The sequence below is a fragment of the Halomonas shengliensis genome (assembly GCF_900104135.1).
Taxonomy (GTDB): Bacteria; Pseudomonadota; Gammaproteobacteria; order Pseudomonadales; family Halomonadaceae; genus Halomonas; species Halomonas shengliensis.
The window spans coordinates 176,394-195,125 of record NZ_FNIV01000001.1 but is presented as its reverse complement, the minus strand read 5'-3'; the positions used below and the strand labels follow the sequence as shown (position 1 = coordinate 195,125).

Below are 18,732 nucleotides of genomic sequence, written 5' to 3'. Positions count from 1 at the left end.
CCGAGACGCGAGTCAGCGGCAGGCCTGCGGCGAGCCCTCGGCGCCATCCCTGCCGCGGCTGTCCGTCTCGGGGAGCGGCTGGACATCCGGGTCCTGACCCGCGGCCTCGGCGTCGGCACGGGCGATCTCCTCGCGCTCGCGTCGTTCGTCGGCCAGGGAGCGATGCGGCAACACCAGGTTGAGCACGAAGGAGGTGATCGCCGCCACCACGATGGGCGCGCCGCCGATGACGTTCCGCACCATCTCGGGGAACTGCGCGATGGCCGCCGGCACCTGGGAGATGCCCAGTGCCAGGGCCAGGGAGAGGCCGACGATGGTCACGTTGCGGGCCGAGAGCTCGTCCTTGATGAGCAGCTGGATGCCGGTCATGGTGATCATCCCGAACACCGTGATGGTGGCACCACCCAGCACCGGGTAGGGAATGGTGGTCATGATGGCGCTGAACTTGGGGCTCAGCCCGGCCAGCAGCATGAAGATGCCGGCGATGGCCAGCACCGAGCGGCTGATCACCTTGGTCATGGCCACGATGCCCACGTTCTGGCTGAAGGTGGAGGTGGGCAGCGCCGCGAACAGCGCGCTCACCGCGGTGGTCAGGCCGTTGCCGAGCAGGCCGCCGGTGAGCTCGCGGGTCTTCAGCTCGCGGTTCATGCCCGCCACGCTGGTGGCGGAGAGGTCGCCGATGGTCTGCACCGAGTTGATCACGCAGATCACCACCATGGAGACGATCGCCGCGGAGTGGAACTCCAGCTCGAAGGGCATGAACCGCGGCACCGAAAGCCAGCTCGCCTCGGCCACCGCGCCGAAGTCCACCATGCCCATGGGCAGGGCCACCGCATAGCCCACCAGGATCCCGACGATGATCGCCGAGAGCCGCACCACGCCGCGACCGAACTGGGAGGCGCCGAGCACGGCCAGCAGGGTGATGATGCCCACCATCCAGTTGGCGGGGTCGCCGAAGCCCTCGGCGTTGACGTTGCCGCTGCCCGCCATGTAGCGGATGGCGATGTCGTAGAGCGATAGGCCGATCACCAGCACCACGGTGCCCGCCACGATGGGCGGAAAGAGGTGACGGATGTACTGGATGAAGTAGCCGACCACCATCATGGTGATGCCGCCGATCAGCTGGGCACCAAGGATCCCCTCGATGCCGAACTGTCCGCCCACGGCGATCAGGGTCGGCACATAGGCGAAGCCGACGCCGAAGATGGCCGGCAGGCGCGCGCCGAACTTCCAGACGCCATAGAGGTGGAACAGGGTGCAGAGGCCCGAGGCGAGCACCGCCACCTGGATCAGCAGCAGCTTCTCCTGGGGCGTCGAGCCGACCACGCCGGCGATGATGATGGGAGGCGTGATCACCCCGGCGATCATCGCCAGCACGTGCTGCAACGAGATGGGCAGCGCCTTGTAGACCGGCGGCCGCCCGTCGAAGTCGAACAGCGAGGTGTTGTGTGTCTTGGTTGTCATGGGGCTATCCGGGGCTGTTGTTGTCCGTCGTCCATGCATACCGTATGTCGACACCGATGGCCATGTATCTGACATCGATTAGACACAAAGTTGTATACATTATTGTCGCCTGACGGCGTTCAGAAGTGCCACTCGAGCTGCAGGGTCGGTGCGTCGGTGTCCACGCCGGGCTTGTCGTGGTTACCGAACTTGTTGCGCCAGAACTCGTAGCCGACCCCGGCCCACAACTGGTTCTCCCCGCCCCAGGCCAGCCGGCCCACATCGAGCATCAGCGAGGTGCGCAGCAGCTGCTCTGGCTCGGTGTCGGCACCCTGGTAGTCCGCGCCTTTCTCGCCGTTGTAGTTGTAGAACCCCTGGAACTTGAGCGCCGCGGCGCCGATCTCGAAGGGCAGCCCCCAGGCCAGGTTGAGCTGGACGTAGGGGTCGAACTCGATCTCGTTGACGTCGCAGAAGCCCGCCCCGCAGTGGTTCCACTCGTGAGCATAGAAGAGGCTGAGGTCGACGAAGCCCCGGGGCACGTCGAACTTGAGCGTCGGCCCCGCCACCACCAGGCGCTTGCGGGGCGCGAACGCGGTGTTCTTGGTGTTGAGATCGACGCCGCCGGTCAGCGCCACCTCCCTGACCGGCCCGAAGGTCATCGGCTCGCCGGCAAGCTTGCCGAGGTACAGCTGGTGGCGATAGGTCAGGTAGGCCTCGGTGGCGCCGCTGTCCCCGCCGCTGGCCGGGTCGGCGCTGTCCGACTGCAGCAGGTCCAGGTTGAGGAAGTTCTGGCCCAGGGCGTAGCCGCTCACATGGGTGAACTGCAGCACGTGCTTCTCGATATCCTGTGGATTGCCGGGCTCGGTGAACTGGGTGCCGTAGCGGTAGCCGAGGAAGGTGTCGCTCCAGGTCGCCGCCTGGGCGCTGCCGGTGACCAGGCCGCCGAGCAGCAGGACGGCGCCAAGGCGCCGCTTGGGGGTGGGCTCTCGCATGGAGAAGATCTCCGCTTGTTGTGTTTATTGGATACAAGCGAGCGCGCTCGCTGTGTACACAATAGCCCAACAAGACATATTCGGAAAACCCTTCCATTTTCTTTTCCCGCACAGGGACGCTCCCGCCGCCACGCGAGACGGCGGTCGCCGAGGCGTCGAGCAGAAGCGCCCGCTCTTCTAGACTGAAGAGAGAAAGGTACCCAAGGAGACCCCGCATGTTCCGCAACCGTCACGCCGCGGCTGAAAGGCTCGCCGAGGCCCTTGCCCACCTAAAGGGAGAGCACCCGCTGGTGCTCGCCATCCCCCGCGGCGGGGTGCCCATGGGCCGGGTCATCGCCGATACCCTCCAGGGCGAGCTGGACGTGGTGCTGGTGCGCAAGATCGGCGCACCAGGCAATCCGGAGTACGCCATCGGCGCGGTGAGCGAGGATGGCAGCGTGCACCTCGAGGAGGCGGCACGCGGCTGCCGGGAGGCATGGCTGGCCGGGGAGGTCGAGCGCCAGCGGGAACTGATCGCCGAGCGCCGCCGGCGCTACACGCCAGTGCGCTCACCGATCGACCCGGCCGGGCGCCTCGTCGTGGTGGTGGACGACGGTAGCGCCACCGGGGCGACCATGGCAGCGGCCCTGGCGACCCTGCGCCAGCGCGGGCCCGCCCGTCTGGTGGCCGCGCTGGGGGTGGCCCCACCGGACACCGTTGCACGCCTGGAGACGCTGGCCGACGAGGTGGTGTGCGGCGAGGTCCCCGAACGCTTCGGCGCCGTGGGCCAGTTCTTCGCCGACTTCGACCAGGTCGGCGACGACGAGGTGGTGGCACTGCTCGGCGCCGGGCCTGCCGGCGACGGCTCACGTGCCTGACCCTCGACACACCGCCTGGCCATACGACGACAGCGGGCCGCCCCGAGGGGCGGCCCGCTGTCACTGCCTGGAAGGATGGCGGCTTACTTGCTGCCGACGGCCTTCAGGCTCTCCTCGACCAGCTTCTGACCCTTCTGTAGGTAGTCCTGGTTGAGGGTGGAGAGCTTCTCGACGTCGGCCTTGACATGGTCACCGAGGTCCTGGGCGGCCTTCTGCTGGCCCTCGAAGGCCTGCTTGAAGCCATCGGCATCGCGAACCGCGATCCAGGCGCGGGCCTGGGCCAGGCTCAGGTCGCTGTAGCGACGTGCGGCGTCGAGCTGGGCACCGACGAGCTTCTCGGTGTACTCGAGGGCCAGCGAGCCGTAGGCACGGGCCGGCTCGACGAAGAGCCCTTCAAACTGTTCGGTCGCTTTCTGCTGGGTAGCCTTGGTGGTCATGGAACACCTCCGTCTCTGTGGCCAAACAGGACGATATGTCCTGTGCTGCAATGCAACATAGCAGGCGTTTTTGTGCGCTGCAACATCGAATTCCTCGGCCAGCCCCTCAGCGATAGGCCCCCTCAACGTCGGTGATGCGCATCGCCTGGCGACCCAGGCCGGCGTAGAGGTCCAGCATGCGCTCGAGCCAGGCGTGGACCGGGTCGGCGTTGGAGACCAGGTCGGCGCTGGAGACGCAGCGCGCCCACATGAAGCAACCGAATACCAGGTAGTCGGCCCCCGCCGGGGCGTCGCCATCCAGGAAGGCGGCCTCCTTGAGGCGACCACGCAGCGGCTCGAGGCCGGCATCCAGCTGGGAGAGTCCCTTCGCCGGCGAGTGGAACTCCTCCAGGGTGCGGCCGAAGCGCTTCTCGCGGCTCTCGCGGAAGTAGGCCCGGTCGTCGGGGTGGATGGCGTTGAACAGGTCCATGATGATGGTGCGCATGATGGCCGGCTGCAGGGTGCGCTCGGCATAGTGGCGCAGGAAGCGCGCGCGCCCCTCGGCCAGGTCGTCCCCCAGCAGCGGCGCCTCGGGGTAGGCGCGATCCAGGTAGCGCAGGATCTCGTAGCTGTCGGTGACCACCGTCTCGCCGTCCACCAGCACCGGCACCTTGTCATGGTCGGCGAACGCCAGTGCCGCCTTGTCGGTGAAGCGCCAGGGGCGAGTCTCCACCTCCAGACCCTTGTGGGCCAGGGCATAGCGCACGCGCCAGCAATAGGGCGAGAAGCGCAGCCCCTCGTCGATGCCACACAGGTCATAGAGCACTCGTGTCATGCCATCTCCTCGTTCGGGTAACCGTCAGGGTGATACCGGTGCAGTCTGGCAGCGATTGCCACCCCCGCCAATAGCGGCCGGCGCCTGTCCATTAGTCTAATAACCATCGTCATGCGACCGTCGACGCCTGGCCGGCAACAGGGCCTTTCCCCAAGCGTGACAAGCAGTTAGATGGCGAAGCAGCACAAGCGCCGGCTTCAGGCTTTTGGTCATACCAATTTCCCATCTATGGAAAGCACGTGGGCCAGGCCTTAAGGTCCTGCAGTCCAACACCCCCGGCCGGCGCTTCGCCGCCCGGGCACCCTGCTGACTGCTGATCGAGGATACCCGTTCCATGAATGACACCCTCCTTGCACTGCTGGCCTTCGTGCCCCTGGTGCTGGCCGGTGTGCTGCTGATCGGTCTGCGCATGGCGGCCAGGACCGCCATGCCGATCGTGTTCGTGGTCACCGCCCTGATTGCCCTGTTCGCCTGGGAGATGAGCGCCACCCGCGTGCTGGCTTCCACCTTCCAGGGCCTGATCCTCACGGTCTCGATCCTGTGGATCATCTTCGGCGCCATCCTGCTGCTCAATACCCTCAAGCACTCCGGCGGCATCAAGGCGATCCGCAACGGCTTCTCAGGCATCAGCCCGGACCGCCGCGTGCAGGCGATCATCGTCGCCTGGCTGTTCGGCTGCTTCATCGAGGGCGCCTCGGGCTTCGGCACCCCCGCCGCCGTGGCCGCCCCGCTGATGGTGGCGCTGGGCTTCCCGGCGCTGGCCGCCGTGGTGGTGGGCATGATGATCCAGTCCACCCCGGTCTCCTTCGGCGCCGTGGGCACCCCCATCGTGGTCGGCGTCTCCGGCGGCCTCGACCGCGCCGGCATCACCGAGACCCTCGAGGCCGGTGGCGCCACCTGGATGGAGTACTTCCGCCTGATCGCCGGTGAGGTGGCCGTCATCCACGGCATCGTCGGCATCCTGATGCCGCTGATCATGGTGGTGATCATGGTGCGCTTCTTCGGCGCCAACCGCTCCTGGAAGGAAGGCCTCTCCATCGCCCCCTTCGCGATCTTCGCCGGCGTCAGCTTCGTGGTGCCCTACATGCTGGCCGGCGTGCTGCTGGGGCCGGAGTTCCCGTCGATGATCGGCGCCATGGTCGGCCTGGCCATCGTCGTCCCGGCGGCCCGCCGCGGCTTCCTGATTCCCAGGGACAGCTGGGACTTCCCCGAGTCCTCCGCCTGGCCCGACCAGTGGATCGGCAAGCTCGAGATCAAACTGGACGACGTCACCGGCAAGGCGCCGATCTCCACCCTGATGGGCTGGGTGCCCTACGTGCTGCTGGCGGTGATCCTGGTCGCCTCGCGCACCGTCGAGCCGTTCAAGAATGCGCTGACCTCCTTCGCCTTCGGCTGGAGCGACATCCTCGGCGAGGCGGGCGTCTCGGGCGCCATCCAGCCGCTCTACCTGCCCGGCGGGATCCTGCTGATGGTGGTGCTGCTCACCGCCCTGCTCCACCGCATGCGCCTGGGTGAGCTGAAGGCGGCCTTCGGCGAGTCCTCCAAGACCATCCTCGGCGCCGGCTTCGTGCTGATCTTCACCATTCCCATGGTGCGGATCCTGATCAACTCCGGTGTCAACGCCGCCGACCTGGTCTCCATGCCGGTGGCCATGGCACAGCTGGTGGCCGACAGCGTGGGCGGCATCTACCCGTTCTTCGCCCCGGCCGTGGGCGCGCTGGGCGCCTTCATCGCCGGCTCCAACACCGTCTCCAACCTGATGCTGTCCGACTTCCAGTTCAACGTCGCCCAGCAGCTCGGCCTCTCCACCGCCTTCATGGTGGCGCTGCAGGCCGTGGGGGCCGCCGCCGGCAACATGATCGCCATCCACAACGTGGTGGCGGCCTCGGCCACCGTGGGCCTGCTCGGCCGCGAAGGCGAGACCATCCGCAAGACGATCCTGCCGACGATCTACTACCTCGTCGCCACCGGGATCATCGCGCTGATCGCCTTCTACGTGCTGGGCATCGGCGACCCGCTGCTCGGCCTCGGCTGACCGGGTCCCCCCGTCGCGAACACATCGCCCCCGGCATTGCCGGGGGCGATGCGTTTCATGGGACAGCAAGACCGGTGGAGAGAAACGACTGGCCAGAGCCGGGCCAGAGGCGCTACTCCCACCCATCCAGCCGCATCGCCGAGCGCTCCAGCCGCTCGTCCTCGGCCTCGATCTCGCGCAACGCCTCGCCGAGGCCGTTGAGGTGCTCCAGCGCCACGCGGCGGGCCTGCTCCGGCTTGCCCTTGACCACGGCGTCGTGGAGCCGGGCGTGCTGGCGGTTGATCATCTCCCGGGGCTCCGGGCGGTGGTAGAGGTTCTTCACCGAGGCGAACACCGAGCTCAGCAGCAGGTCGGTGAGGCTCTGCAGGGTATGCACCAGCACCGGGTTGTGGGAGGCCTGGGAGATCGCCAGGTGGAAGGCGTGGTCGAGGCGCGCCAGGCGCTCGACGTCGATGGGGTCGGCGCTGGCCACGTAGTCGGCCATCTCGCGGTAGCGCCGGGTGATCAGCACCCGGTCCGCCGGGTTGCCGCGGCTGGCGGCCAGCCGCGCCGACTCCCCTTCCAGCAGGGCGCGCACCTCGAGCAGGTCGAACAGGGTGCGCGGATGGTCACGGAAGAGGTGCATCAGCGGGCTCTGCTCCCGGGCCGGCAGCAGCGAGGCCACCGTGGAACCCCGCCCCTGGCGGGTCTCGATGATGCCCTTGCTGCGCAGGATGCGCAGCCCCTCACGCAGCGAGGCGCGCGACACCCCCAGCCGTTCGCACAGCCGCCGCTCGGAGGGCAGCAGCTGCCCGGTGCGGAAGATGCCGTCGAGGATCAGGCGCTCGAGGCGCGCGGCCACCCCCTCCGGGGTTCGCTGGCCGCCATAGGCGTCATCGGGGCTTGGCGTCATGGGCTCTCTCCTGCCGGTGCGGCGTCACGGTCGTGGCCGTCGCAGCGACGAACGGCTAGGCTGCGAGGATACACTGGAAAATCCTTCCATATAGTAGACCAATTACTGGTCTGACCAGTGCACCACAGACTGGACAGCAGCGCCAGCGCTGCCACGATAGTGCCATAGATGTGCCGCAAGGCGCGCCCACCGCCGTGACCGGGACGCGCCTCGCGATGGCCGTTCCGCCCTGACGAGACGCATGGGGAGTCCACATGAGCACCCACTACGACGCCCGGCTCGATGGCGAGCCGCCCCGCATCGCCCAGGCCGAGGTCCTCGCCGACCTGCGCCAGGCGCTGCCCGGCATGACGCTGCTGCACCGCGAGGAGGACCTGCGCCCCTTCGAGTGCGACGGCCTCTCCGCCTATCGCGCCCTGCCGATGCTGGTCGCGCTGCCCGAGACCCTGGAGCAGGTCGAGACCCTGCTCAAGCGCTGCCATGTCCTGGGCGTGCCGGTGGTGACCCGCGGCGCCGGCACCGGCCTCTCCGGCGGCGCCATGCCGCTGGAGCACGGCGTGCTGCTGGTGCTGTCGCGCTTCAACCGCATCCTCGAGATCGACCCCGAGGCGCGCACCGCACGGGTCCAGCCGGGGGTGCGCAACCTGGCGATCTCCGAGGCCGCCGCCCCCCACGGGCTCTACTATGCGCCGGACCCCTCCTCGCAGATCGCCTGCTCCATCGGCGGCAACGTCGCCGAGAACGCCGGCGGGGTGCACTGCCTCAAGTACGGCCTCACCGTGCACAACGTCATCCGGGTCGAGGTGCTCACCATCGAGGGCGAGCACATGACCCTGGGATCGGACGCCCTGGACGCCCCCGGCTTCGACCTGCTGGCGCTGTTCAACGGCTCCGAGGGGATGCTCGGGGTGGTCACCGAGATCACCGTCAAGCTGCTGCCCAAGCCGGAGACCGCCAAGGTGCTGATGGCGAGCTTCGATGACATCGAGAAGGCCGGCGACGCCGTCGGCGCCATCATCGCCGCGGGCATCATCCCCGGCGGCCTGGAGATGATGGACAACCTGGCGATCCGCGCCGCCGAGGACTTCATCGGCGCCGGCTACCCGGTGGAGGCCGAGGCGATCCTGCTCTGCGAGCTGGACGGCGTGGAGGCCGACGTCGACGACGACTGCCAGACCGTGCGCCGCGTGCTGGAGCAGGCCGGCGCCACCGACATCCAGCAGGCCCGCGACGAGGCCGAGCGCGCGCTATTCTGGGCCGGACGCAAGAACGCCTTCCCCGCGGTGGGCCGCATGTCGCCCGACTACTACTGCATGGACGGCACCATCCCCCGCCGCGAGCTGGCCCGGGTACTCAAGGGCATCGGCGACCTCGGCGAGGCGTACGGCCTACGCGTCGCCAACGTCTTCCACGCCGGCGACGGCAACATGCACCCGCTGATCCTCTTCGATGCCAACCAGCCCGGCGAATTCGAGCGCGCCGAGGAGCTCGGCGGGCGCATCCTGGAGCTGTGCGTCGAGGTCGGCGGCACCATCACCGGCGAGCACGGCGTGGGGCGCGAGAAGATCCATCAGATGTGCGTGCAATTCAGCCCCGGCGAGCTCACCACCTTCCGCGCCGCCAAGGCAGCCTTCGACCCGGACGGCCTGCTCAATCCGGGCAAGAACATTCCCACGCCGGCGCGCTGCTCCGAGTTCCGCCTGACCAAGAGCGCCGGCGACGCGCCCGCGCCGACCCACGCCTGAGCGCCGGCCAGGAGACAGGACAACATGGTGACCATGAACGACATCCCAAGCCAGGACGCCAGCGAGGCGCTGGCCGACCGCATCCGCCGCGCCGAGGCCGAGGGCAGCCCCCTGCGCCTCGTCGGCGGCGACACCAAGGCCTTCTATGGTCGCGCCGTGGACGGCGAGAGCCTCTCCACCCGCGAGCACCGCGGCATCACCGAGTACGACCCGGTGGAGCTGATCGTCTCGGTGCGCGCCGGGACGCCGCTGCGCGAGCTCGAGGCCGCGCTGGCCGCCGAGGGGCAGATGCTGCCCTGCGAGCCCCCCCACTTCGGCGATGACGCCACCGTGGGCGGCATGATCGCCACCGGGCTCTCCGGCCCCCGCCGCCCCTGGGCCGGTAGCGTGCGCGACTTCGTGCTGGGCACGCGCGTGATCATGCGCCAGGGCAGCGAGCAGCGCTTCGGTGGCCAGGTGATGAAGAACGTCGCCGGCTATGACCTCTCGCGCCTCATGGTGGGTGCCCAGGGCACCCTGGGGCTGATCACCGAGGTCTCCATGAAGGTGCTGCCGCTGCCCGGCGCCAGCCGCAGCCTGCACCTGGACATGCCGCTGGCCGACGCCCTGGAGCGGCTCGCCGAGTGGGGTCGCCAGCCCATGCCGATCACCGCCGCCGCCTGGCTGGAGGGCGCCCTGCACCTGCGCCTGGAGGGCGGCCCCAGCTCGGTGGCCGCCACCGCCGAGCGCCTCGGCGGCGACGAGCTGCTCGACGGCTTCTGGGAGGCCCTGCGTGAGCAGCGGCTGGACTTCTTCACCGCCGAAGACCCACGCGCGCTGTGGCGGCTCTCGCTGCCCCACCACACCCCGGCGCTGGAGATCCCGGGCGTCACCGCCGAGACCGACGTGCTCTACGACTGGGCCGGCTGCCAGCGCTGGGTGCGCAGCGACGCCGACGCCGAGGCGATCCGCGCGGTGGCACGCCAGGCCGGTGGCCACGCCACCTGCTGGCGCGGCACCGGCGGCGCGGCGGTGGACACGCCCTTCACCCCGCTCGAGCCGGTGGTCGAGAAGTACCACCGCAACCTCAAGACCCAGCTGGACCCCAAGGGGATCTTCAACCCGGGCCGGCTCTACGCGGCATTCTGAGACACGGGGAGACGCCACCATGCAGACGCACTTCACCGCGGAAGACCTCCAGAAGCCGCATATCCGCGAGGCCGATCGGGTGCTGCGCACCTGCGTGCACTGCGGCTTCTGCAACGCCACCTGCCCCACCTACCAGCTGCTGGGGGACGAGCGCGACGGCCCGCGCGGGCGCATCTACCTGATCAAGGAGATGCTCGAGGCCCCCGAGGGCAGCGACAAGGTGACCGAGGAGACCCGCCTCCACCTCGATCGCTGCCTCACCTGCCTCAACTGCGAGACTACCTGCCCCTCGGGGGTGGAGTACCACAAGCTGATCAACATCGGCCGCGCCGAGGTCGAGCGCCGGGTGCCCCGCAAGGCCTCGGAGCGCGCACTGCGCTATGGCCTGCGCAAGGCGCTGGTGGAGCCCAAGCGCTTCCAGGCGCTGCTCAAGCTGGGGCTGACCTTCAGGCCGCTGGTGCCGGGCGTGCTCAGGGACAAGATGCCGCCCGCCCCGGTGGATGCCGGAAGGCGCCCCGAGGGCAGGCAGCATGCCCGCCGCATGCTGATCCTAGAGGGCTGCGTGCAGCCGGGCCTCTCGCCCAACACCAACGCCGCCACCGCCCGTGTGCTGGATCGCCTCGGCATCGGCCTCACCCCGGTGGCCGAGGCCGGCTGCTGCGGCGCCATCGACTTCCACCTCAATGCCCAGGACGAGGGGCGCGCGCGGGCGCGGGCCAACATCGACGCCTGGTGGCCGCAGATCGAGGCCGGTGCCGAGGCCATCGTGCAGACCGCCAGCGGCTGCGGCGCCTTCGTCAAGGAGTACGCCGAGATCCTCGCCGACGACCCCGACTACGCCGACAAGGCCGCCCGGGTGAGCGAGCTGGCGAAGGACCTGGTCGAGGTGCTGCGTGACGAGGCCCTGGACGACCTCGAGGTGAAGCAGGGTCGCCGGCTCGCCTTCCACTGCCCCTGCACCCTGCAGCACGCCCAGAAGCTTGGTGGCGCCGTGGAGGGCGTGCTGACCCGGCTCGGCTTCGCGCTGACCCCGGTGGCCGACGCCCACCTCTGCTGCGGCTCGGCGGGCACCTACTCCATCACCCAGCCGGAGCTCTCGAAGCAGCTGCGCGACAACAAGCTCGACAACCTCGAGGCCGGCAACCCCGAGGTGATCGTCACCGCCAACATCGGCTGCCAGACCCACCTGGCCGGCGCCAACCGCACCGAGGTGCGACACTGGATCGAGATCGTGGACGAGGCGCTCGCCTAGCAACCGCCTCCGAGCCTGCTCACCCCCTGCAACAGCGTTCCATCATCAAGAGGAAGACTACTCATGAAGACCAAGCCAGCCCTGACCCTGACCGACGTCAACGCCATCCTCGATGCCGCCCAGCAGGAGGCCGAGGCCAACGGCTGGGGCGTGACCATCGCCGTGGCCGACGACGGCGGCCACCTGCTCGGCCTGCGCCGCCTGGATGGCGCGCCGCCCTTCAGCGCCGAGGTGGCCGCCCAGAAGGCCCGCAACGCCGCCATCGGTCGCCGCGAGACCCAGGCCTTCGAGGAGATGATCAACGGCGGTCGCACCGCCTTCGTCACCGCCCCCATGCAATCGCTGCTGGCCGGCGGCGTGCCGGTGCTGGTGGACGGCGAGGTCGCCGGCACCGTCGGCATCTCCGGCGTCAAGCCCGACCAGGACGTGCAGGTCGCCCGCGCCGGCGTGGCCGCCATCGGCTGAGGCCATCGCCACCCGCCATCGCCTGTGCGCAGGCGCTGCAGTAAGCTACAGGGCCCCCGCCATGCGGGGGCCCTTGCGTTGGAGAAGAGGATAAGGATGCCACTGCTTGCCTTCCTGGCGCCGCTCGGCGCCGTGCTGATCTGGTCGGGCAACATGACCATCAACCAGCTCACCGTCGGCGCCATCGCCCCCAGCAGCATCGCCTTCCTGCGCTGGGTGCTGGCGCTGGCCGTGCTGACGCCCTTCCTGGCCCCGGCGGCCTGGCGCCATCGCGCGGCGATCTGCCGCGAGTGGCCGAAGCTCGCCGTGCTGGGCCTGCTCGGCATGGGGCTGTGGCAGGGGCTCGCCTACGTCGCCGCCGAGACCACCAGCGCCACCAACATGGGCATCCTGGCCGCCATGGTGCCGCTGCTCACCGTGCTGCTCAGCGCCCTGGTGCTGCGCGAGCCGCCGAGCCTGGGCGGCGTGGCCGGCGGCGTCCTGGCGCTTGTGGGCGTAAGTGTCCTGCTGGGGCGCGGCAACCCGCTCTCGCTGCTGGAGCTGACGGTGGCGAAGGGCGACGCCCTGATGCTGGTGGCCGCCACCTGCTACGCCCTCTACGGGGTGATGCTCAAGCGCTGGCCCATCGACCTGCCGCCCTGGGTACTGCTCTACGGCCAGGTGATCTTCGCGGTGCTCTTCCTGCTGCCGCCCTACCTGCTGGGCCCCATGACCCCGGTGGACGCCGGCAACGTCGGCCTGATCCTCTACGCCGGCATCCCCGCCTCCATCGTCACCACCTTCCTGTGGATGCTGGCGATCCGCCGCATCGGTGCCAGCCAGGCCAGCATCTTCATCAACCTGATGCCGCTGTTCAGCGCCATCATCGCCATGCTCGCCCTGGGCGAGACCATCGCGGCCTTCCACTTCCTGGGCGGCGCGCTGATCCTCGCCGGCGTGATCATGGCCCAGACCCTGACCCGGCCGCTGGTCCGCCCCCGCGCCAGCCGGGACCCCGACCCCACGTGCTAGACTTCTCGCTCTGCCCTCCGACAGACAAGGATGCACCATGTCCCTCGACGACCTGCACCTCACGCTGCGCAACCTGACGCTTGCGGACTACCCCCAGCTCGAGTCGCTGATGGATGCCGTCTACCACGACATCGGTGGCGCCTGGTCACGGCATACCATCGAGAAGCTGATCGAGTCCTTCCCGGACGGCCAGGTGGTCATCGAGGACGACGGCCGCCTGGTGGGCATCGCCCTGACCGTGCGGGTCGACTACGACGAGTTCACCAACCCCCACAAGTACGACGACCTGATCGGCAAGCGCGAGGTGATCCTCGACGACCCCGAGGGCGACGCCATGTATGGGCTGGACGTGCTGATCCACCCCGACTATCGCGGCTACCGCCTGGGCCGGCGCCTCTACGACGCGCGCAAGGAGCTGTGCCGCTCGCTGAACCTGCGCGCGATCCTCGCCGGCGGCCGCATCCCCGAGTACCACCAGCACGCCGAGGCGCTCACCCCCACCCAGTACATCGACCAGGTGGCGCGCAAGGAGATCCACGACCCCATCCTCTCCTTCCAGCTGGCCAACGACTTCCAGGTCAAGCGCCTGCTGCGCGACTACCTGCCCGAAGACGAGCGCTCCCAGGGCTATGCCACCCTGCTGGAGTGGAACAACTTCCTCTACGAGCCCGCCGAACTGGTGCTCGACACCCGCAAGACCCAGGTGCGGGTCGGCGCCGTGCAGTGGCAGATGCGCGAGTTCGACTCGGTGGAGGCGGTGCTGCAGCAGGTGGAGTACTTCGTCGATGCCCTCGCCGACTACAAGAGCGACTTCGCGGTCTTCCCGGAGCTGTTCAACGCGCCGCTGATGGGCCTGCAGGACCGCGCCGCCCAGCAGGACCAGATGGCCGCCATCCGCTTCCTGGCCAGCTTCACCGAGCAGTTCAAGACCGAGCTCTCGCGCATGGCGGTCTCCTGCAACATCAACATCATCGCCGGCTCGATGATCGAGGTGGGCGAGGACGACCGCCTCTACAACGTCGCCTACCTGTGCCACCGCGACGGCACCCTGGAGCGCCAGGCCAAGCTGCACATCACCCCCCAGGAGCGCCGCGACTGGGTGATCGAGGGCGGCGACGACCTCCAGGTGTTCGACACCGACGCCGGGCGCATCGGCATCCTGATCTGCTACGACGTGGAGTTCCCGGAGCTGCCGCGGCTGCTGGCCGAGCAGGAGATGGACATCCTCTTCGTGCCCTTCTGGACCGATACCAAGAACGGCTACCTGCGGGTGCGTCACTGCGCCCAGGCCCGGGCCATCGAGAACGAGTGCTACGTGGTGCTGTGTGGCAGCGTGGGCAACGTGCCCTCCATCGAGAACATGGAGATCCAGTACGCTCAGTCATCGGTCTTCTCGCCCTCGGACTTCGCCTTCCCCCACGACGCCGTGCTCTCCGAGACCACGCCCAACACCGAGATGATCATGTTCTCGGACCTCGACCTGACGCGGCTGACCATGGTGCGCAACGAGGGCTCGGTGACCAACCTCAAGGATCGCCGCAAGGACCTCTTCGACCTGCGCTGGCGCGACTGGTCGTGGAAGTCCGGGGCCGACCTCGACGAGAACTGAGGAGGCGCCTAAGCGATGCTGGATCGCCTGCGCCGCTGGCGCGAGCAGCGCTTCGCGGCGCGCCACCCCTTCCCCGAGGCGGCCTGGGCCGAGGCCCGTGGGCGCGTGCCGCTGCTGGCCGCCCTGGCCGAGGAGGAGGCCGCATGCCTGGGCCGGCGCGCCTGGCGCTTCCTGCACGCCAAGCGGGTCACCCTGCACCCCGAGCTCGCCGAGGTCACGCCCTTCGACCTGCCCGCGCGGCTGGCGCTGGCCGCCCAGGCCGGCCTGCTGACCCTGGGCTGGTCCGAGGAAGAGCACCATGAGGCCTTCGCCAACGTCCACGAGGTGCTGGTGCTGCCCGATGCCTTCCAGCGCCGGGTGGAGGAGATGGACGAGTTCGGCGTGATGCACGAGTACGACGACGAACGTGCCGGCGAGACCTCCCACCAGGGGCCGGTGGTGGTGGCCTTCCCCGACCTGATGGAGAGCGGCGACTTCTCGGGCTTCAACGTGCTGATCCACGAGTTCGCCCACAAGCTCGACCTGGGCAACTCGCTGGACGTCGACGGCTTCCCGCCGCTGCCCGCCGAGATCGACCCGCGGGAGTGGCACCGGCTGTTCATGGCGGTGTGGGACGACCTCCAGGCGCGGCTCGAACGCGGCGAGGCCACGCCCATCGACGACTACGCCGCCACCCATCCCGGCGAGTGCTTCGCGGTGTGCTGCGAGGCCTTCTTCACCGCCCCCGACCTGTTGCATGATGCCTACCCGGCGCTCTTCGAACTGCTCGGCCGCTACTTCCGCCAGGCCCCGCTGGCCCGCCTGCCGGCCGAGTATCAGCTGCGGCCCCTGACGGCCCACCCCGAGCGCCACTGACCCACCGCCCGTTCCCCAGGAGGCGCCGATGATCGACCTGCGCAGCGACACCGTCACCCGCCCCAGCGCCGCCATGCGCGACGCCATGCATGCCGCCCCGGTGGGCGACGACGTCTGGGGCGACGACCCCAGCGTGGCGCGCTTCGAGGCCGCGGTGGCCGAACGCGCCGGCAAGGCCGCCGCCCTGCTCTTCCCCAGCGGCACCCAGAGCAACCTGGCCGCCCTGCTCGCCCACTGCCAGCGCGGCGACGAATACCTCGCCGGCCAGCAGGCCCACACCTACAAGTACGAGGGCGGCGGTGCCGCGGTGCTCGGCGGCATCCAGCCCCAGCCGCTTGAGCACGCCGAGGACGGCTCGCTGCCGCTGGAGCGCATCCGCGCGGCGATCAAGCCCGACGACTTCCACTTCGCCCGCACCCGCCTGCTGGCGCTGGAGAACACCATCGGCGGCAAGGTCCTCGACCCCGACTACGTGGCGGCGGCCACCGCGCTGGCCCGGGAGCACGGCCTGGCCACCCACCTCGACGGCGCCCGGCTGTTCAATGCCGCGGTGGCAAGCGACACCCCGCTTGCCGCGCTCTGCGCGCCCTTCGACTCGGTCTCGCTGTGCTTCTCCAAGGGGCTCGGCGCCCCGGTGGGCTCGGCCCTGGCGGGCTCCCGCGAGCTGATCGACAGCGCCCGGCGCTGGCGCAAGGTGCTGGGCGGCGGCATGCGCCAGTCCGGCATCATCGCCGCCGCCTGCCACCATGCGCTGGACCACCACGTGGCCGACCTTGCCGCCGACCACCGCCGTGCCGCGCATCTGGCCGAGGGGATCCGCGCGCTGCCCGAGCTCGAGGTGGCCTACCAGGCCACCAACATGGTGTTCCTGCGCGTGCCCGAGCGCCACGTCGCCCCGCTGCGCGCCTGGCTCGCCGAGCGCGGGATCCTCGTCGAGCTGCTCTACGCCACCCGCCTGGTGGTGCACCGCGACCTCGATGACGACGCCATCGAGCGGGTGCTCGAGGCGCTGGGCGACTACCTGGCCCGGCAACGGGCATGAGGGTGTCGCGCCGCCCCCCCGCCGCGCTGTGGCTGCCGCTGGTGGTGGTGCTGACGCTGCTGCTCCTGGCGCTGGGCTGGCAGTGGCTGGCCCGAGAAGGGGTGCTGACCCTGGAGGCGCTGCGGGCGCTGGCCGCCTCGGCGCCCGGCTGGCGAGACGCACCCTGGACGCTGCTGGTGGTGATGGCCGTCTACGCCGGGGCGTCGCTGGTGATGTTCCCGCTGAGCCTGCTGGTGGGGGCCACCGGGCTGCTGTTCGGCCCCTGGTGGGGCTTCGGCTACGCCCTGGCCGGCACCCTCGGCGCCTCGCTGGTCACCTGGTGGGTGGGCCGGCGCATCGGCCGCGAAGCCCTGCTGCGCCACGGCGGCAAGCGCCTTAAGGGGATCTCGCGCTACCTCTCCGGGCGCGGCATCCGCACCATGACCGTCGTCAACCTGCTGCCGCTGGCCCCCTTCACCCTCACCAACATGATGGCCGGCGCCTTTCGCCTGCGCCTGCGCGACTATCTGGTGGGCTCGGCGCTGGGGATCGCCCCCGGGCTCGCCGGGGTCACGCTGCTGGGCAGCCAGCTGGGGGAGCTGGCCACCGCCGAGAGTCGCGGCGAGCTCGCCTGGGGGGCCGGTGGCCTGCTGCTGGCGGTGCTGCTGCTGGTGGCGCTCAAGCGCTGGGCCGACCGCCGCCGGCGCTGATCACTTCGCCGGCCCGCCGGGCCACCAGTCGGGGCGCTCCTCCTCCCAGGTGGCGTGGACCAGCTTGCCCAGCACCCGGCCACGGTGGCGGAGCATCTGCCACTCCGCCCCCAGGCGGTGGCGCACCCGCTCCCAGCCCCCCTCCTCGGCATGAGTGAAGGGACCGCCGGCGGCGATGGCACGCCGATAGACCTCGAGACAGCGCTCGGCACAACGCGCCTCGTCGAAGGCCGCCGCGGTCCGCTCCGCCCCCTCTGCCAGGGGCGCACGCGCCGCGGGCTCGACCAGCGCCGCCAGGGCCGCGGCCATCGCCTCGGCATCGTCGGCCTCCAGCAGGCAGCCGTTCTCGCCGTCCCGCACCACCTCTCGCACCCCGGGGGCATCCAGGGCCACCACCGGCAACCCGGTGGCCATGGCCTCGGCCACCACCATGCCCTGGGTCTCGCTGTGGGAGGCGAAGGCGAAGAGGTCCATGGCGTGGTAGGCATCGATCAGCGCCTGGCCCTGCAGCCGCCCGGTGAAGTGCACCCGCGCGCCGACGCCGGCCTCATCGAAGCACGCCTCCATGGCCGGGCGCGCCTCCCCCTCCCCCACCACCAGGCAGTGGAGGCGCTCGTCGCGCTCCAGCGCCAGGCCGACGGCGCGCGCCAGGAAGTCGAGGTTCTTCTCGAAGGCCAGCCGCCCCAGGTGGCCGACCACGCAGGCCTCCTCGGGGATTCCCAGCCGCTCGCGCCAGGCTCGCCCGTCGCCGGCGGCGAAGCGAGACATGTCCACGCCGCTCGGCACCACGCTGATCGCCGCGTTGGCGCCGCGCTCGATCAGCAGCCGACGGATGCTCTCGCTGGGCGCGATCACCTCGTCGCACAGCCGGGTGTACTCGGTGGCCAGCGCCACGGCGAAGCGCTGCATGCGCGGCGAGTCGCCGGGCACGTAGTGGGTGTAGTGCTCGTAGAGGGTGTGGTGGGTGAACACCAGCGGCAGGCCGTAGGTCTCGGCGGTGCGTGCCGCGGTGTCGCCGAGCAGGAAGGGGTGATGGGAGTGCACGATGTCCGGGTCGAAGGCCTCCACCGCCTCATGGAGCTGGCCGGGAATCGGCACCGGCAGCGAGAAGTCGCTGCCGTTGAAGTGCTGCACCGCCGCGACCCGCACCACGCCCTCCTCCGTCTCCGCCTGGCCATCCAGGCGCGGCGCCACCACCAGCACCCGGTGGCCGAGCTCGCGCAGGCTCACCGCCAGGCGCTGCACGGACTCGCTGACCCCGCCGACGATCGGCAGGTAGGTGTTGGTAAACATGATGACGTTCACGGCCGGGGGCTCCGCTGCTCGGGATGAAGACAGTGTAACCCTCGTCGCCAGCCGTTCACACGACCGCAGACACAGCAGACCCGCATGGCCCGGCGCACCACAGAAATGGCGTGTGTCCCCTGGAAGTCATCCGGTTCGCACCAGCAGGGACCAACACGCGG

General features: G+C 69.9%; 17 protein-coding genes. 11 read left to right on the top strand and 6 right to left on the bottom strand.

The genetic code is table 11. From position 1 onward, the window contains the following. Positions 1-12 precede the first annotated feature (12 nt). Entirely contained in the window at positions 13-1,464 is a 1,452-nt protein-coding gene (locus BLP95_RS00905; RefSeq protein WP_089676316.1) for a uracil-xanthine permease family protein, read from the bottom strand. A 119-nt stretch (positions 1,465-1,583) separates the two neighbouring features. After that, entirely contained in the window at positions 1,584-2,435 is an 852-nt protein-coding gene (locus tag BLP95_RS00900; RefSeq protein ID WP_089676315.1) for a hypothetical protein, read from the bottom strand. Between the two features lie 215 nt (positions 2,436-2,650). Here BLP95_RS00900 and BLP95_RS00895 point away from each other — a divergent pair, with 215 nt between their 5' ends. Continuing rightward, entirely contained in the window at positions 2,651-3,292 is a 642-nt protein-coding gene (locus BLP95_RS00895; RefSeq protein WP_089676314.1) for a phosphoribosyltransferase, read from the top strand. Positions 3,293-3,375: 83 nt separating this feature from the next. Here BLP95_RS00895 and BLP95_RS00890 read toward each other — a convergent pair whose 3' ends face one another. Both BLP95_RS00890 and BLP95_RS00885 read right to left on the bottom strand, forming a co-directional pair. Further along, positions 3,376-3,729 carry a phasin family protein gene (locus BLP95_RS00890; protein ID WP_089676313.1) on the bottom strand — a complete coding sequence of 118 codons (354 nt, stop codon included), beginning with the start codon at positions 3,727-3,729 and terminating at the stop codon, positions 3,376-3,378. Between the two features lie 106 nt (positions 3,730-3,835). Next, complete coding sequence (locus BLP95_RS00885) at positions 3,836-4,543, bottom strand: glutathione S-transferase family protein (RefSeq protein WP_089676312.1); 708 nt, start codon at positions 4,541-4,543, stop codon at positions 3,836-3,838. A gap of 334 nt (positions 4,544-4,877) precedes the next feature. On the opposite strand from BLP95_RS00885, the gene BLP95_RS00880 reads away from it, so the two are divergent. After that, entirely contained in the window at positions 4,878-6,578 is a 1,701-nt protein-coding gene (locus BLP95_RS00880; RefSeq protein ID WP_089676311.1) for an L-lactate permease, read from the top strand. A 112-nt stretch (positions 6,579-6,690) separates the two neighbouring features. Here the strand turns inward: BLP95_RS00880 and glcC are convergent, their stop codons facing one another. Then, complete coding sequence (gene glcC / locus BLP95_RS00875; protein WP_089676310.1) at positions 6,691-7,470, bottom strand: transcriptional regulator GlcC; 780 nt, start codon at positions 7,468-7,470, stop codon at positions 6,691-6,693. A 254-nt stretch (positions 7,471-7,724) separates the two neighbouring features. Here glcC and glcD point away from each other — a divergent pair, with 254 nt between their 5' ends. From glcD to BLP95_RS00830, 9 genes are all read left to right on the top strand, one after another. Next, positions 7,725-9,215 carry a glycolate oxidase subunit GlcD gene (gene glcD, locus BLP95_RS00870; protein ID WP_089676309.1) on the top strand — a complete coding sequence of 497 codons (1,491 nt, stop codon included), beginning with the start codon at positions 7,725-7,727 and terminating at the stop codon, positions 9,213-9,215. 24 nt (positions 9,216-9,239) lie between these two features. Beyond that, complete coding sequence (glcE, locus tag BLP95_RS00865; RefSeq protein ID WP_089676308.1) at positions 9,240-10,343, top strand: glycolate oxidase subunit GlcE; 1,104 nt, start codon at positions 9,240-9,242, stop codon at positions 10,341-10,343. 19 nt (positions 10,344-10,362) lie between these two features. Continuing rightward, positions 10,363-11,595: a glycolate oxidase subunit GlcF gene (gene glcF, locus BLP95_RS00860; protein ID WP_089676307.1), complete on the top strand. Its 1,233-nt coding sequence runs from the start codon at positions 10,363-10,365 to the stop codon at positions 11,593-11,595. Between the two features lie 63 nt (positions 11,596-11,658). Next, complete coding sequence (locus tag BLP95_RS00855; RefSeq protein ID WP_023004547.1) at positions 11,659-12,060, top strand: GlcG/HbpS family heme-binding protein; 402 nt, start codon at positions 11,659-11,661, stop codon at positions 12,058-12,060. A 96-nt stretch (positions 12,061-12,156) separates the two neighbouring features. Then, positions 12,157-13,071 carry a DMT family transporter gene (locus BLP95_RS00850; protein ID WP_089676306.1) on the top strand — a complete coding sequence of 305 codons (915 nt, stop codon included), beginning with the start codon at positions 12,157-12,159 and terminating at the stop codon, positions 13,069-13,071. Between the two features lie 37 nt (positions 13,072-13,108). Further along, positions 13,109-14,680 carry a bifunctional GNAT family N-acetyltransferase/carbon-nitrogen hydrolase family protein gene (locus BLP95_RS00845; RefSeq protein WP_089676305.1) on the top strand — a complete coding sequence of 524 codons (1,572 nt, stop codon included), beginning with the start codon at positions 13,109-13,111 and terminating at the stop codon, positions 14,678-14,680. Positions 14,681-14,695: 15 nt separating this feature from the next. Continuing rightward, positions 14,696-15,535, top strand: a complete 840-nt coding sequence (locus tag BLP95_RS00840; RefSeq protein WP_089676304.1) for a M90 family metallopeptidase — start codon at positions 14,696-14,698, stop codon at positions 15,533-15,535. A gap of 28 nt (positions 15,536-15,563) precedes the next feature. Continuing rightward, positions 15,564-16,577 carry a low-specificity L-threonine aldolase gene (gene ltaE, locus BLP95_RS00835; RefSeq protein WP_089676303.1) on the top strand — a complete coding sequence of 338 codons (1,014 nt, stop codon included), beginning with the start codon at positions 15,564-15,566 and terminating at the stop codon, positions 16,575-16,577. Beyond that, a complete protein-coding gene (locus BLP95_RS00830) occupies positions 16,574-17,266 on the top strand; it encodes a TVP38/TMEM64 family protein (protein WP_089676302.1) in 693 nt (230 codons plus the stop codon). Before ltaE ends, BLP95_RS00830 begins: the two co-directional genes overlap by 4 nt. On the opposite strand, the gene BLP95_RS00825 is transcribed toward BLP95_RS00830, so the two are convergent. Beyond that, positions 17,267-18,571 (bottom strand): glycosyltransferase, encoded by a 1,305-nt coding sequence (locus BLP95_RS00825; RefSeq protein ID WP_245678644.1) that lies wholly within the window; start codon positions 18,569-18,571, stop codon positions 17,267-17,269. It abuts the gene before it with no gap. Positions 18,572-18,732: the final 161 nt, after the last annotated feature.